11 protein-coding genes are annotated in these 14089 nt (G+C 64.2%); 4 read left to right on the forward strand and 7 right to left on the reverse strand.

Annotated features, from left to right (window positions below):
* Positions 1 to 69: 69 nt before the first annotated feature.
* From infB to AB8717_RS00215, 6 genes are all read right to left on the reverse strand, one after another.
* Positions 70 to 3237: a translation initiation factor IF-2 gene (gene infB / locus AB8717_RS00190; protein ID WP_443749007.1), complete on the reverse strand. Its 3168-nt coding sequence runs from the start codon at positions 3235 to 3237 to the stop codon at positions 70 to 72.
* A gap of 116 nt (positions 3238 to 3353) precedes the next feature.
* Positions 3354 to 4118, reverse strand: a complete 765-nt coding sequence (locus AB8717_RS00195; RefSeq protein ID WP_443749008.1) for an RNA-binding protein — start codon at positions 4116 to 4118, stop codon at positions 3354 to 3356.
* Positions 4096 to 5745: a transcription termination factor NusA gene (gene nusA, locus AB8717_RS00200; RefSeq protein WP_443749009.1), complete on the reverse strand. Its 1650-nt coding sequence runs from the start codon at positions 5743 to 5745 to the stop codon at positions 4096 to 4098. The genes AB8717_RS00195 and nusA overlap by 23 nt, the downstream gene beginning before the upstream one ends.
* Positions 5742 to 6398: a ribosome maturation factor RimP gene (gene rimP, locus AB8717_RS00205; RefSeq protein WP_443749010.1), complete on the reverse strand. Its 657-nt coding sequence runs from the start codon at positions 6396 to 6398 to the stop codon at positions 5742 to 5744. Before rimP ends, nusA begins: the two co-directional genes overlap by 4 nt.
* Positions 6399 to 6530: 132 nt before the next feature.
* The gene (locus tag AB8717_RS00210; RefSeq protein WP_443749011.1) at positions 6531 to 7247 is read right to left on the reverse strand and encodes a hypothetical protein; all 717 of its coding nucleotides are present in this window, start codon (positions 7245 to 7247) and stop codon (positions 6531 to 6533) included.
* A 97-nt stretch (positions 7248 to 7344) separates the two neighbouring features.
* Positions 7345 to 8115 (reverse strand): DUF6065 family protein, encoded by a 771-nt coding sequence (locus AB8717_RS00215; protein WP_443749012.1) that lies wholly within the window; start codon positions 8113 to 8115, stop codon positions 7345 to 7347.
* A gap of 141 nt (positions 8116 to 8256) precedes the next feature.
* On the opposite strand from AB8717_RS00215, the gene AB8717_RS00220 reads away from it, so the two are divergent.
* The 3 genes from AB8717_RS00220 to AB8717_RS00230 all read left to right on the forward strand — a co-directional run bounded on the left by AB8717_RS00220 (position 8257) and on the right by AB8717_RS00230 (position 10183).
* Positions 8257 to 8766: a prolyl-tRNA synthetase associated domain-containing protein gene (locus tag AB8717_RS00220; protein WP_443749013.1), complete on the forward strand. Its 510-nt coding sequence runs from the start codon at positions 8257 to 8259 to the stop codon at positions 8764 to 8766.
* A gap of 76 nt (positions 8767 to 8842) precedes the next feature.
* Positions 8843 to 9715 carry a thioredoxin gene (gene trxA / locus AB8717_RS00225; RefSeq protein ID WP_443749014.1) on the forward strand — a complete coding sequence of 291 codons (873 nt, stop codon included), beginning with the start codon at positions 8843 to 8845 and terminating at the stop codon, positions 9713 to 9715.
* Between the two features lie 240 nt (positions 9716 to 9955).
* Positions 9956 to 10183, forward strand: a complete 228-nt coding sequence (locus tag AB8717_RS00230; protein WP_443749015.1) for a Trm112 family protein — start codon at positions 9956 to 9958, stop codon at positions 10181 to 10183.
* Here AB8717_RS00230 and AB8717_RS00235 read toward each other — a convergent pair.
* Positions 10180 to 11427 (reverse strand): UbiH/UbiF/VisC/COQ6 family ubiquinone biosynthesis hydroxylase, encoded by a 1248-nt coding sequence (locus AB8717_RS00235; RefSeq protein ID WP_443749016.1) that lies wholly within the window; start codon positions 11425 to 11427, stop codon positions 10180 to 10182. The two genes, AB8717_RS00230 and AB8717_RS00235, sit on opposite strands and share 4 nt — an antisense overlap.
* A gap of 131 nt (positions 11428 to 11558) precedes the next feature.
* On the opposite strand from AB8717_RS00235, the gene AB8717_RS00240 reads away from it, so the two are divergent.
* Positions 11559 to 14051: a DNA translocase FtsK gene (locus AB8717_RS00240; RefSeq protein ID WP_443749017.1), complete on the forward strand. Its 2493-nt coding sequence runs from the start codon at positions 11559 to 11561 to the stop codon at positions 14049 to 14051.
* Positions 14052 to 14089: the final 38 nt, after the last annotated feature.

Consider the following 14089-nt stretch of genomic DNA (forward strand, 5'->3'; position numbering starts at 1 on the left):
AAATCCAGTCCCTAAAACGCATTCGACCCGCCACAAGGACGGGTCGAAGACGTTTTATGAAAGGCTGGATCAGAGCGTTCGCTTGATCTCTTCGACCGTGAAGCACTCGATGAAGTCCCCGGCCTTGATGTCCTGGAAGCCGTTGAACGCCATACCGCATTCCTGGCCGACCACGACTTCGTTGACCTCGTCCTTAAAGCGCTTCAGCGTCGACAGGACACCCATTTCCTGGATGACCACGTCGTTGCGCAGGATCCGGATGCGAGCACCCTTCTGCACGCGGCCTTCGGTGACCCGGCAGCCGGCGACCTTGCCGACCTTCGAGATGTCGAAGACCTCGAGGATTTCGGCATTGCCGAGGAAAGTTTCACGCTGGATCGGTGCCAGCATGCCCGACATGACGCCCTTGATGTCGTCGATCAGGTCGTAAATGATCGCGTAGTAGCGGATTTCCACGCCTTCACGCTCGGCCAAGTCGCGCGCCTGCTTGCCGGCGCGGACGTTGAAACCGATGATCGGAGCATTGGAGCCCTTGGCCAGCTGCACGTCCGATTCCGTGATGGCGCCGGCACCCGAATGGATGATGCGCGCACGCACTTCGTCGGTCGACAGCTTTTCCAGCGACGACACGATGGCTTCGGTCGAACCCTGGACGTCGGCCTTGATGATGAGCTGAAGCTCCTTGGCCTTCTTGTCGGCCAGCTTCGACATCATGTCGGTCAAGGACACGGCGCCGACCGGGGCCACCATCTTTTCGCGGCGGACGCGTTCGCGATACTCGGTGATTTCGCGGGCGCGGGCTTCGTTTTCGACGACGGCGATGGCGTCACCGGGGCTCGGCGCTTCGTCGAGGCCGAGGATTTCCACCGGCATGCTCGGACCAGCGTCGGGCAGCTGCTCGTTGCGTTCGTTGATCAGGGCGCGGACACGGCCGAAAGCCGAACCGGCCACGACGATGTCGCCGCGCTTCAGCGTACCGCGCTTGACCAGGACGGTGGCCACGGGACCCCGGCCCTTGTCGAGCTTGGCTTCGATGACGACGCCTTCGGCCGTACGGTCCGGGTTGGCGCGCAGATCGAGGACTTCGGCCTGCAGCAGGATGGCTTCGATCAAGCTGTCGAGGCCCTGGCCCGTCTTGGCCGAGACTTCGATCATCTGGGTGTCGCCACCCAGGCTTTCGATGACGATTTCGTGCTGCAGCAGCTCGTTGATGATATTCTGCGGGTTGGCGCCCGGCTTGTCGATCTTGTTGACGGCGACGATGATCGGCGTCTTGGCCGCACGGGCGTGATTGATCGCTTCGACCGTCTGCGGCATGACGCCGTCGTCGGCCGCAACCACCAGCACCACGATGTCGGTGACGTTGGCGCCACGGGCACGCATGGCCGAGAAGGCGGCGTGGCCGGGAGTGTCGAGGAAGGTGACGCGCTCACCCGACGCCACCCGCACCTGATAGGCGCCGATGTGCTGGGTGATGCCGCCGGCTTCGCCGCCGGCGGTGTCCGTCTTGCGCAGGGCGTCGAGCAGAGAGGTCTTGCCGTGGTCGACGTGACCCATGACCGCCACGACCGGGGGCCGCGGCTGGGTATCGTCCTCGTGGTCGTCCTCGGAAATAAAGCCTTCCAGGACGTCCGATTCCGACACGCGCTTGACGGTGTGACCGAATTCCGAAGCCACCAGCTCGGCGGTGTCGGTGTCGATCACGTCGTTGATCTTCAGCATCATGCCTTGCTTCATCAGCATCTTGATGATGTCGACGGCGCGGACGGCCATACGGTTCGACAGTTCCTGCACGGTGATGACGTCAGGAATGACGACTTCGCGCGACACACGGGCCTGTTCGACCTGCGAACCCTTGCGCTTTTCACGCTCCCGCTCGCGCGCCCGGCGGACCGAGGCCAGCGACCGCATGCGGTCGGCGGCGCCCTCGTCGTCTCCGACCACGGCTTGCAGGGTCAGGCGGCCTTCACGGCGCTTGGGTTCGCCGCGGGTTTGCGACACGGCCTTGGTCGGTGCGCCGACCTTGCCGCGCTTGGCGCCACGATCGTCGTCATCGCCGGCCTTGCCGGTCTTGACGGGGCCGGCGGTGCCGCGGCTGGAACGGATACGGTCGACTTCCGGAGTCGCCGGCGCATTGGCCGATACGCCGCCACCCATACGGGGCGGACGCGGGCTGTTGGCGCTGTAACGAACGGTTTCACCGCGCGGTGCGTTCGGATCACGCGGCGGACGCGGCGGTGCATTCGGGTCGCGCGGCGGACGCGGCGCATTGGGATCGCGCGGCGTATAGGGACGGTTCGGATCGCGCGGCGGACGGCCGTCGGTGCGCTGGCCATCGCGGGGCGGGTAGGACGGGCGCTGGCCATCGCGGTTGCCATCACGGTTGAAAGGCGGGCGGCCTTCGCTGCGTTGTCCGTCACGGGGCGGCTGGCCGTCGCGGGGCGGATAGGACGGACGCTGGCCATCGCGGTTGTTGTCGCGATTGCCGTCACGGTTGAAAGGCGGGCGGCTTTCGCTGCGTTGTCCGTCACGGGGCGGCTGGCCGTCGCGAGGCGGATAGGACGGACGCTGGCCATCGCGGTTGTTGTCGCGGTTATACCCTTCGCGCGGCGCCCGTTGATCGAAGCGCGGTGCGCGTTCGTTGCGGAACTGCGGTGTGGCCGGCTGGCTGGGCGCCGACGGCTGCGCGGGCGCCGCGGCTTCCTGGGGTGCGGATTGTGGCGCGGACGGCGCGGGAGCGGGCTCGGCGCGCGTCTCGGCCGGTTGCGGTGCGGGTTGCGGCGCCGGTTGTGCGGCGGCACGGGCCGCGGCCTGGGCCGCCGCGTCACGCGCTGCGGCGGCGCGGGCATCGGCGTCCTTGCGCTGTTGTTCCTGAAGCGCGGCCTGGATGGCGCGCTGACGGGCGTCCTGTTCTTCCTGACGCAGGCCACCGGCACCTTGCGGGCGTTGCTGCTGCGGCGCGGACGGCTGCGGACGCGGGGCCTGGGCCGACGGATTGGGACGTGCCAGATTGGTATCGTGGCCCGGACGGGCAGGTGCGGGTGCGCCGCCGCCGGCGGGCGGGGGCGTGCCGATCCGGCGCTTGGTCTCGACCACCACGGTCTTCGACCGGCCGTGGCTGAAGCTTTGCTTGACCGTACCGGTCGAAACATTGCCGCCCACGCGCGGTTTCAACGTGAGCGGCGCGCGGCCCTCACGGTTCTGGTCGTTCGTCTTGTCGTCTTTCGCGTCGCTCATACGGCTTGCTTAACTCTTAACCCTTGTGAAGTCCGCCGAATGCGGCCTTCCGATTTCAAATGAACTCTTGGCGGAAGCGTCCCGCTTCTGGCCGGACGCCTTGAACTTATGGTCGATCAGGGCACTGATCCGTTCGGCTTTTCCCAGGCGGGCGGGACAAGCGCCTCGAAGCCGGAAAGCCGTTTCATCTCGGCCGACCAGCGTTCGACACGCCGCCCCGGCAGAAGTGCTGCGTGTATGGCATTTTCCAGCCCCAAAGCCAAACTTAAATCCGCGTTTGAAAAGCTTCCGCAGACTTTTGTGACAGAGCCTGACGCTTTTGCGGCAGCAATGATGCGTTTGCGGCCGTCTTCGGCGCCGTCGGACGCCTCGACCAGCCACGCAGCCTTGCCCGACTTGACAGTGGCGAGCACCTTCTCGAAGCCGGTAACGATGACGCCTTCGCGCCGCGCCAGCCCGAGAAGATCGAGGCAGCGGCGGCGAAGCAACTGATGAACCTGGGGGATAAGGCCCGGGTCGACGTGGACCTTACGCCGCGCCGCCCTGGCAAATATATTGCGCCGGATCGCCGTTTCAAGGCTTGCCTGGTCGGACCGCACCCACAAACCGCGTCCCGGCAGCTTGTGCGCCACGTCGGGCACAAGCTGGCCGTCCGGCGACACGACGAAACGGATCAGATCGTCCGTACCCGTTGTCTCGCCGCTGGCGATGTCGCGGCGCGCGGTATCCTTCGGCAGTTTGCCGGCAGGCGTTTCGCACACAAGCCCGGTCTCCGCTTCGTCAGAGGCGGAGATGGCTTCCCCGGTCTCTGCCTCGTCAGAGGCGGAGATGCCTTCAATGTCGGTTAAAGATGGCGGCTCATTGTTCTGCGGTGGCGACATCCTCGCCCTCCTCAGCATCGTATTCGCCGTCCGCTTCGGCGTCTTCCTCGACCTCGTCCTGGACGGGGGCCTCGATCCAGCCCAGCGCGATGCGGGCGTTGAGGATCAGGGTCTCGGCATCCTGCAGCGACAGCGAGAAGGACTCGAGCGCACCCGGAACGCGGACGCGTTCGCCGCCGCGCTGCTCGAAGCCGCCGCGCAGTTCGTCGGTGGCCAGGTCCGCAACATCCTCGACCGTCTTGACGCCGGCTTCGCCGAGCGCGACCGCCATCGGCAGGGTCAGGCCCGGCAGGCTCAGCACGTCGTCGTCGACGCCCAGTTCACGGCGCTTGGCGTCCTGTTCGGCCGCTTCGCGCTCCAGGAAGTCGCGGGCGCGCGCCTGCAGTTCCTGGGCGGTGTCTTCGTCGAAGCCTTCGATGGCGGCGATTTCGTTTTCATCGACATAGGCCAGGTCCTCGACCGACGAGAAGCCTTCGGTGACCAGCAGCTGGGCGATGACTTCGTCGACGTCCAGAGCTTCCTGGAACAGGGCGGTGCGCTCGGCGAATTCCTTTTGGCGGCGCTCCGAATCCTGGCTTTCGGTGATGATGTCGACCTGCCAGCCGGTCAGCTGCGAGCCCAGGCGGACGTTCTGGCCGCGGCGGCCGATGGCCAGCGACAGCTGTTCGTCCGGCACCACGACTTCGACGCGGTCTTCTTCTTCGTCCAGCACGACCTTGCTGACTTCAGCCGGGGCCAGGGCGTTGACGATGAAGGTGGCTTCGTCCGGCGACCACTGGATGATGTCGATCTTTTCGCCCTGCAGTTCGGCGACGACGGCCTGGACGCGCGAACCGCGCATACCGACGCAGGCGCCGACCGGGTCGATCGACGAGTCGTTCGACAGCACGGCCATCTTGGCGCGCGAACCCGGGTCGCGGGCGACGGCCTTGATTTCGATGACGCCGTCGTAGATTTCCGGCACTTCCTGCGCGAACAGCTTGGCCATGAAGCCGCCGTGGGCGCGCGACAACATGATCTGCGGACCCTTGGTCTCGCGGCGCACGTCGTAGATGTAGGCGCGGATGCGGTCGTTGACGTTGAACACTTCGCGCGGGATCGACTGGTCGCGGCGCATGATGCCTTCGCCGCGGCCCAGATCCACGATGACATTGCCGTATTCGACGCGACGGACGGTGCCGTTGACGATTTCGCCGACGCGGTCCTTGAACTCGTCGAACTGGCGCTCGCGCTCGGCCTCGCGCACCTTGTGCGTCACGACCTGGCGGGCCATCTGCGTCTGGACGCGGCCCAGCTCGAACGGCGGCAGGACTTCGATATATTCCTTGCCGGCGAAGGCGTCCTTGTCGGTGCGCAGCGCTTCGCTGAGCGAACGCTGGGCGTATTCGTTCTCGACCTCTTCATCGTTCGTCACGGTGACGATGCGGGTGATGGTCATTTCGCCGGTACGCGCGTCGATATGGACGCGGATGTCGTGGTCGGCGCCGTAACGGTTGCGCGCGGCCTTCTGGATGGCCTCTTCGATCGACGCGATGACGACCGACTTGTCGATCGACTTTTCGCGGGCCACGGCCTCGGCGATCTGAAGCAGTTCCTGGCGGTTGGCGCTAATCCCGGTGAAGCTCATCTTTTGTGATCCTCTTCTTCGTCATCATTGGCGGCGTCATCGTCGTCGAAATCCTCGGCGTCTTCGAAGTCGTCGTCAAAATTCTCTTCGTCTTCGTCCTCGTCGTCCTCATCGCCCTCTTCGTTTTCTGGGCGGTTGGCGCGCTGTTCGGCGCCCCGCTTCATCAGGTCGTCGGTAAGGACAAGCTTTGCGTCGATGATCCAGGCAAACGGGATCATCGCGGTTTCCTCTTCGCCGTCCAGGTCGATGGCGACATGGTCGTCCTCGATGCCGGCCAGCTTGCCGCGGAAGCGCTTGCGGCCCTCGGCCAGGCGGTCGAGTTCCAGGCGGGCTTCCAGGCCTTCATAGGTCTCGAAATCCTTGAGGCGGGTCAGCGGCCGGTCGATGCCGGGCGACGAGACTTCAAGAATATATTCGCCGGCGATCGGGTCGTGCTCGTCCATATAGGCCGAGACGGCGCGGGACAGGCGGGCGCACTGGTTGACATTGATGTCGCCGTCGGTCTTGCGCTCGGCCATGATCTGCAGGCGGCGGGCGCCGCCGGGCTTGTTCGAGCCCATCAGACGAACGCGCACGACATCCAGGCCCAGCGTTTCGGCGATGGGATCGAAGATTTCCAGCAGTTTGCGGTCTTCGCTGGTTTTGGCGCGCATAGGGTCGATTCAGGTAATAAAAAAAGCGGCCGGCCGGTCAGGGCCGCCGCTCGAAAGCCTTGCGGCGATCGGACGATGTAGCGTCTATATAGGTGCCTTTTGGCGAAAAGCCAAATGTTTTTCCAAATGTTTTTATTGTGGCGGTGAGGCCGGCTTTTCAGCCGTCTTGTCTTCGGACGGTGCCGGAACAGCCTCTTCCTTCGCCGGTTTTCCATCCTTCGGGGCCGTTACCGCTATCACCGGATGGCCGAAAACGTCGGTATACTGGTCGGGCAGGTCGATCGGATAAAGCCGGCCGGAATACATCATCAGCAGCAGGTAGGTAACGTAGAGGCCGGCGCCCTGCACGATCACCAGGCAGGCGACGCCCAGCCGCTTGTCGGTCTTCTTGAAGATGTCGTAGGTGATGCAGCCCAGGTGCATGAACAGGGCGACCACCGCCAGGCCGTACAGCGGCATGAAGACCCAGGACCAGCCGGGCGTGATCATCGTCGCGGCGGCATAGTCGAAATTGGTGTCGAGGTTCAGCACCAGCCGCCCCAGGAACACCCATGCGACGTGCACGAAGATAAAGACCGCCAGGTAGGTGCCCGAAATCGCCTGAAGTTGGTGGATGATGTCCTTCTTTTCCCGCCAGATCACCCGCGACAGGGCGATGCCCGTTATCATCTGGATGACGAAGGCCATCAGCAGCACCATCTCGACCACCGGATGGCGGTAGATCAGGCGCGCGGCCTCAAGAAATTGCTGGTGCGCAGCGATCCCTTCAAGTCCGATCAGATGATTTGCAAAGTGCAGGCAGATAAAGGCGAAGATGAACCCCGCCGACACCTTATGCAGACGCTCCATTACCCAGCTCCCCGAAAGCCAGCGTTAACAATGCCTTAATTTGACCGTCTTGGCTATAGGGACGGCAAAAAGGACTTTCGGGCAGGCATTTCGGCTGTCAGCGCTTCGGGCGGGCGACGCGCGGCGTCTTGAGACGGCGGCGATTGATGTGGTCGTCGGAGGCCTTCACGCCCTTGACCTCCTCGCCGGGCACCGGACGCTCGCCCTTGAAATAGAATTTCTGCCAGGCTTCCTTCATGGCTTCGGGATTGCGCGCCATCAGGCTGTCGTTGAAGGCCTGGCGGGTGTCGGCCCAGGCCTGGAACTGCTTCTTGAGGTCCGGATCGCTTTCCAGCTGCTTGATGACAGGCTGGACGTCGTCCATCTTCTTGTGCTCGACGACCTGGATGAAGCAGAAGGGCTCGCCCTTCTTGAAGCTGACCATGCCGGGGCGCGTCATCAGCCAGTTCATGGTGAAGGGGAAGGGCAGCCAGTCGGTCTCGACCAGTCCTGACAGGGCCTGGATGCCGTCCTTGGAGTGGTTCGGCGGGCCGCCGGCCAGCACGGCATAGCCCGGCGGCGTGCGGAACATATAGCCGGTATGGAAGGTCACGACGCCATGGGTAAAGTGCGACTGCACCAGATGGTCCAGATTATAGGTCGGATCGGCGTCGCAGGTGATGGTCAGGTCGTTCTTGCCCATGCCGCCGTTCCACACGATGGTGATGTCGGTCGGACACAGGATTTCCCAGCCGGTGGTGTTGGCCATGACGAGCGGCAGGCAGCGATACGGAAAGCGCGCCATGAAGGCGTCCATCCAGTCGCGGTCCGGCCGGCCGGGGACGATCTCCGGCGGATAGGTGGTCATGACAAAACACTCGAGTTCCATATCGACTCCGTTGGTGCTCCAAATCGCGTCGCGATTTGGCAAGGGCAAGTGCCCGTCCGAACTCGTGTGAGGAGCCCAGCGGCGCATGAGCGGCAGATATCATCTTGATCTTTCAGATCAAGATGGCCAGTTTGCGGTTCGATGACCGATATAGCCTACACGCCCGAAAAATTGCTGAGAGCCTTAGACGATTTGGGCCTGAAAACAAGCACCCTGCACCACGAAGCGGTCTTCCGCGTGGGTGAGGGCGACGACATAAAGTCGCAACTGCCGGGCGCCCATACCAAGAACCTGTTCCTCAAGGACGACAAGGGCCAGCTGTGGCTGATCTCGGCCGAACAGAAGACGCAGATCAATCTCAAGGCCTTGCCGAAGATCATCGGTTCTGGCCGCCTGAGCTTCGGCTCGGAAGAGCGTCTATATAATGCGCTGGGCGTGCGGCCGGGTTCGGTGACGGCGCTCGGCCTGGTCAACGATCCGGACCACACGGTGCGCTTTGTGCTCGACAAGGTTTTGCACGACGCCGGGATCGTCAACTTCCATCCGCTGACCAATACGGCGACGACGGCCCTTCCCCAGGCGGAATTCCGTAAATTCCTGGCCTGGCAGAAACGCGATCCGCTGGTGATCGATTTTACAGTCTTGTCTTGATGGGCCTGCCTTGACCTGATTGCACCCGCGACCCACTTAGGCTAAGCCCACATCTCCGCTCAGACAGGCTTTTATCATGGCTTCCGCAGACCCCAATATCATCGACGGTACCGAACAGACCTTCATGGCCGACGTCATCGAAGCCTCGATGACCCAGCCGGTGATCGTCGATTTCTGGGCGACGTGGTGCGGGCCGTGCCGCCAACTGGGCCCGGCGCTCGAAAAGGTGATCGGCGAGCAGAAGGGCAAGGTCAAGCTGGTCAAGATCGACGTCGACCAGAACCAGGGCATCGCCGCGCAACTGCGCATCCAGTCGATCCCGACCGTCTACGCCTTTGTCGGCGGCCGCCCGGTCGACGGTTTCATGGGCGCAAAGTCGGAAAGCGAACTGCGCAGCTTTATCGAAAAGCTGGGTGTCAGCGACGGCGGCCCGACGATCGAGGACACCCTGGCCCTGGCCCAGCAATCGGCCGACGACGGCGACGTGACCAGCGCGCTCGAAGCCTACAGCTTTGTGCTCGAACAGGATCCGCAGAACCTCAAGGCCATCGCCGGGGTGGCCAAGGTCTATCTCCAGGTCCAGCAGCCCGAACAGGCCAAGGCCTTCCTCGAAATGGCCCCGGCCGATACCAAGGACGCCGGTATTTTGGGCCTGCGCGCCGCGCTCGAACTGGCCGAAGGCGCGCCGACCGATGTCGCCGGACTTCGCGCCCGCGTGGCGCAGAACGGCCGCGACTTCGACGCGCTCTACGATCTCGGCCGCGCGCTTGCCGGCCAGGGCGATCCGCAAGGCGCCATCGATACCCTGCTCGAAATCGTCAAGTACGAGCCCGAGTGGAACGAACAGGCGGCCCGCCAGTATCTGTTCAAGATCTTCACGGCGCTGGGCAACGGCTCCGATATCGTCAAGGCCGGCCGCCGCCGCCTGTCGTCGATGCTGTTCAGCTAGCGACGTATGTTGGAAACACTTGCGGTTGGTCTTCCGTGGGCGTCCCCCTTCCGTCACTCGCTCCGCTCGCGCCACCTTCCCCGTAAACGGGGAAGGAATTAGCCAATCAAACTCCCTTCCTTCCCCGTTTACGGGGAAGGTGGCTCCCCGAAGCCTTGGCGAAGGGGAGACGGAAGGGGGGAACGTAGTTGCAGCAAGCGACCCTGCTGCACGTAAAGTTTAACGACCTAGGAAAAACCGATGTCTGAAACCGAAACCGTTTCGCAGCCCGAAAAGTCCGGCATCGATATCGATCCGCGCCTGCTCGAAGCCTTGGTGTGTCCGGTGACGCGCCGGCCGCTGACCTATGACAAGGCGGCGCAGGAACTGGTCTCGCCGACCGCCGGCCTGGCCTTCCCGATCCGCTCGGGCGTGCCGATCATGCTGGTCGACCAGGCCCGCAAGTTCGATCCGGTCAAGGCCGCCTAAACCAGCTCACCCCTGAGCAGTTTCGGCAGATCGCCCGTGGCTGCGCCGGCGTCTTCCATGACGAACTGGCGCAGGCCCGGCACGCGGTTGAACAGCCCCATGCCGACATCGCGCACCGTGCGCAGCAACGGATTGCCGTTGGAAAACAGGCGCACGAACCCGTCCATGATGACAGAGGTCGAGACATTGTCGAACCGGCGCCAGCGCGCATAGCGTTCCAGCACCAGTTCCGATCCCAGGTCTTCGCCCAGCCGCGCCGCCTCGATCAGCACTTCGGCCAGGGCGGCAGCATCTTTCAAACCCAGGTTCAGACCCTGACCGGCAATCGGATGGATGCCGTGCGCGGCGTCGCCCAGCAGGGCCAGCCGCCCCTTGTGCATCTCCTCCGCCAGGCCGAGACCCAGCGGGTAAAGGAAGCGCTCACCGACAATAGTCACATCGCCCAGGAACTCGCCGAAGCGCGAGATGAAATGGTCGTAGAACAGGCCGTCGCTCATGCCGACCAGCGCTTTCGCCTGGGCGTGCTTTTCCGACCAGACGATGCAGGCGCGGTTTTCCGTCAGCGGCAGGATGGCGAACGGGCCCGACGGCAGGAAATGCTCATAGGCGACATTATTGTGCGGCCGCTGCATCTGGACGGTGGTGACGACCGCGCTCTGGTCGTAATCCCAGTTGATATGGCCGATCCCGGCCTTGTCGCGCAACGAACTGCGGCGTCCCTCGGCCGATACCACGACCGACGTCTTCAGCACCTGGCCGGTATCCAGCGTGACTTCGGCCAGGCCGCCCGTATCGCGGAAATCGACCACGCCCGCCGGCACGATCAGGTTGATGTGGCGTTCGCGGATGGCGTCGTACAGAACCTGGCGGACGTGACGGTTCTCGACCATGTAGCCCAGCGGCTCGTCGCCCGTGCGGCCGGAAATCTCATCGGCCTTGAAGTTGAGGAAGAAGGGCAGGGGCTTGCGCGACGCCGCGCCCGGCAGGTGACCGTCGGTCACCATGATCTCGTCCATGCGGCAGGCGCGTTCGGCGATCGCCGGGCCGACACCGAGCGCATTCCATTGCCGGAAACAGGCATAGGCAATTGCAGACGCGCGCCCGTCGAACCCCACATCGAGCTGTTCGGCATAGGGTTGCCGCTCGACCAAAGCCACTTGAAGGCCGCCCGATTGCAGAGCCAGGGCCAGGGTCATGCCGGCCATGCCGCCGCCGGCGATGATGACGTCGAGATGCGTATCCATGCCGCCTATCATAAAGCCCGGGCCTCAAAGTGCAATGCGGCAAAAAGTTCGGGCAAACCGAACAAGGTAAACAGCTCTTAACCCTTTTCATGGCACTTGGATCGGGATTGTTCACGCTTGCCCGATAGATGATGTCCAGCCTGACCCTTACTGTTTGGAACGCCTTCGACAGCCACATGCGCGCCATGTGGCGTTCACCGGTCATTGCCCGCATGCGCGGCGCCTGCCTGGCCCTGTTCGGTCTGGCCGACCTCGTGGCACTGGCCACCTACCATTCGACCGATCCCAGCTTCAACGCGGTCAGCCACACGGCCGTGGCCAATGCGCTCGGCCATTTCGGCGCGATCATTTCGGATATCGGCTGGCAATCGATCGGCCTGTCGGCCTGGCCGGCCGCCGTGCTGATGATCTATTTCGGCGTGCTTCGCACCTTCCACCACGACCCCGACCAGACGCGTGGCGCGCTTCGTCTGCACGCCCTGTGGGCTTGCCTGTTCCTGGTGTCGCTGTCGGCGGCGCTGGGACCGCTGCTTACCGGTACCGATCCGGTGATGGCGCAAAGCCTCGGCGGCTTCTGGGGCCAGGGCCTGAACAAGCTGCTGTCGTCGCTGTTCGGCTTCATGCACCTGCCCATGGGCCCGCTGATCGCCAGCCTGCTGTTCTCCGGCCTGGCGCTTTACGGTTTCAACCAGACGCTCAGCCTCAAGCTCAACGCCTATCTGCGCATCGTCCAGGGCGTGGCCAGCGGCGCGGGCTTCAACCGCCTGTTCAGCGGCCTGACCGATCGCCTCGAAGCCAGCACGGCGCGCATTAACGCCAAGGCCGCGGCGCCGGCTGCGCCCAAGGTTCGTAAGGGCAAAACCCAACCGGTCACGCTGGACGAAGACGATGACGACGGCTTCGAAACCGTCGACAGCCTGATCCCGGCCAAGGCCGCGCCCTCGGTGCCGATCGCCCCGCGCGTCGAGCCCCAGGTCTCGGCTAAGGTCGCCGCCAAGGCCCCGGCCCAGCCCGCGCCGGCCTTCGACGACGAAGACGACTTCGGCATCGACATCCAGGCGCCCAAGCCCGCCGCGCCGGCGCCGACCAAGCAGCCCGAATTCGAATTCCTGCGTCCCAGCAATTTCCGCCTGCCCGACCTGACGATCCTGGCCAAGCCCAAGGCGCGCAGCCAGGCCTATGACGAAGACTCGCTGCGCCAGAACGCCCGTATGCTGGAAAGCGTGCTCGCCGAATTCGGCGTGCGCGGCGTCATCGACCAGATCCGCCCGGGCCCGGTGGTCACGCTGTACGAACTGGCGCCGGCCGCCGGCGTCAAGGGTGCGCGCGTCGTGGCCCTGGCCGACGACATCGCGCGTAACATGTCCGCCCGTTCGTGCCGCGTGTCGGTGGTTCAGGGCCGTAACGCCATCGGTATCGAACTGCCGAACCAGACGCGTGAAACCGTCTATTTCCGCGACCTGCTGGCCTCGACCGAATACGAGCGCACCAACCACATCCTGCCGATGGCGCTGGGCGAAACGATCGGCGGCGAGCCCTACATCACCGACCTGGCCAAGATGCCCCACCTGCTGATCGCCGGTACGACCGGTTCGGGTAAGTCGGTGGGCGTCAACGCCATGATCCTGTCGATCCTGTACCGCCTCGATCCCGAGCAGTGCAAGTTCATCATGATCGACCCCAAGATGTTGGAACTCAGCGTCTATGACGGCATTCCGCACCTCTTGGCCCCGGTCGTCACCGACCCGAAGAAGGCCGTGGTGGCGCTCAAGTGGACCGTCAAGGAGATGGAAGACCGCTATCGCCGCATGTCGAAGATCGGCGTGCGCAATATCGCCAGCTTCAACGAACGCGCCCGTGCCACGGCGGCCGAGGGCAAGAACTTCATCCGCAAGGTCCAGACCGGTTTCGACGAAACAGGCCAGCCCGTCTACGAATACGATGAAATGGTGCCGGAACCGATGCCGTACCTCGTCGTCGTGGTCGACGAAGTCGCCGACCTGATGATGGTGGCCGGCAAGGACATCGAAGGCGCCGTGCAGCGCCTGGCGCAGATGGCCCGCGCCGCCGGCATCCACCTGATCATGGCGACGCAGCGTCCGTCGGTCGACGTCATCACCGGCACCATCAAGGCCAATTTCCCGACCCGGATTTCGTTCCAGGTCACGTCGAAGATCGACAGCCGCACCATTCTCGGCGAACAGGGCGCCGAACAGCTCCTTGGCCAGGGCGACATGCTCTACATGGCCGGCGGCGGCCGCATCACCCGCCTGCACGGCCCGTTCGTGTCGGACGGTGAAGTCGAAGCCGTGGCGCAGTTCCTGCGCGACCAGGGCACGCCCAACTATCTCGACGACGTCACCTATGGCGGTGACGAGGAGTCGTCGGGCGAAGGCGGCGGCCCGGGCGAGGGCGGCGGGACGGGCGACGACCTGTACGACAAGGCGGTTTACTTCGTTACCTTCGACCGCAAGGCCTCGACCTCCTACATCCAGCGCAAGCTGCAGATCGGTTACAACCGCGCGGCCTCGCTGATGGAAAAGATGGAGCAGGAAGGCATTGTCGGCCCGGCCAACCACGTCGGCAAGCGCGACATCCTGGTCGGTCCGCCTCCTGGTCACTAACCAGGGGGCAAGCCCCCTGGACCCGGACCCGCGACAGT

Origin of the sequence: Asticcacaulis solisilvae (genome assembly GCF_052327315.1) — a bacterium.
Taxonomy (GTDB): domain Bacteria; phylum Pseudomonadota; class Alphaproteobacteria; order Caulobacterales; family Caulobacteraceae; genus Asticcacaulis; species Asticcacaulis solisilvae_B.

Bases quoted from the DNA above. Each gene is read 5' to 3' on its own strand.
- infB (WP_443749007.1), bottom strand. From the start codon at position 3,237: ATGAGCGACGCGAAAGACGACAAGACGAACGACCAGAACCGTGAGGGC.
- AB8717_RS00195 (WP_443749008.1), bottom strand. From the start codon at position 4,118: ATGTCGCCACCGCAGAACAATGAGCCGCCATCTTTAACCGACATTGAA.
- nusA (WP_443749009.1), bottom strand. From the start codon at position 5,745: ATGAGCTTCACCGGGATTAGCGCCAACCGCCAGGAACTGCTTCAGATC.
- rimP (WP_443749010.1), bottom strand. From the start codon at position 6,398: ATGCGCGCCAAAACCAGCGAAGACCGCAAACTGCTGGAAATCTTCGAT.
- AB8717_RS00210 (WP_443749011.1), bottom strand. From the start codon at position 7,247: ATGGAGCGTCTGCATAAGGTGTCGGCGGGGTTCATCTTCGCCTTTATC.
- AB8717_RS00215 (WP_443749012.1), bottom strand. From the start codon at position 8,115: ATGGAACTCGAGTGTTTTGTCATGACCACCTATCCGCCGGAGATCGTC.
- AB8717_RS00220 (WP_443749013.1), top strand. From the start codon at position 8,257: ATGACCGATATAGCCTACACGCCCGAAAAATTGCTGAGAGCCTTAGAC.
- trxA (WP_443749014.1), top strand. From the start codon at position 8,843: ATGGCTTCCGCAGACCCCAATATCATCGACGGTACCGAACAGACCTTC.
- AB8717_RS00230 (WP_443749015.1), top strand. From the start codon at position 9,956: ATGTCTGAAACCGAAACCGTTTCGCAGCCCGAAAAGTCCGGCATCGAT.
- AB8717_RS00235 (WP_443749016.1), bottom strand. From the start codon at position 11,427: ATGGATACGCATCTCGACGTCATCATCGCCGGCGGCGGCATGGCCGGC.
- AB8717_RS00240 (WP_443749017.1), top strand. From the start codon at position 11,559: ATGTCCAGCCTGACCCTTACTGTTTGGAACGCCTTCGACAGCCACATG.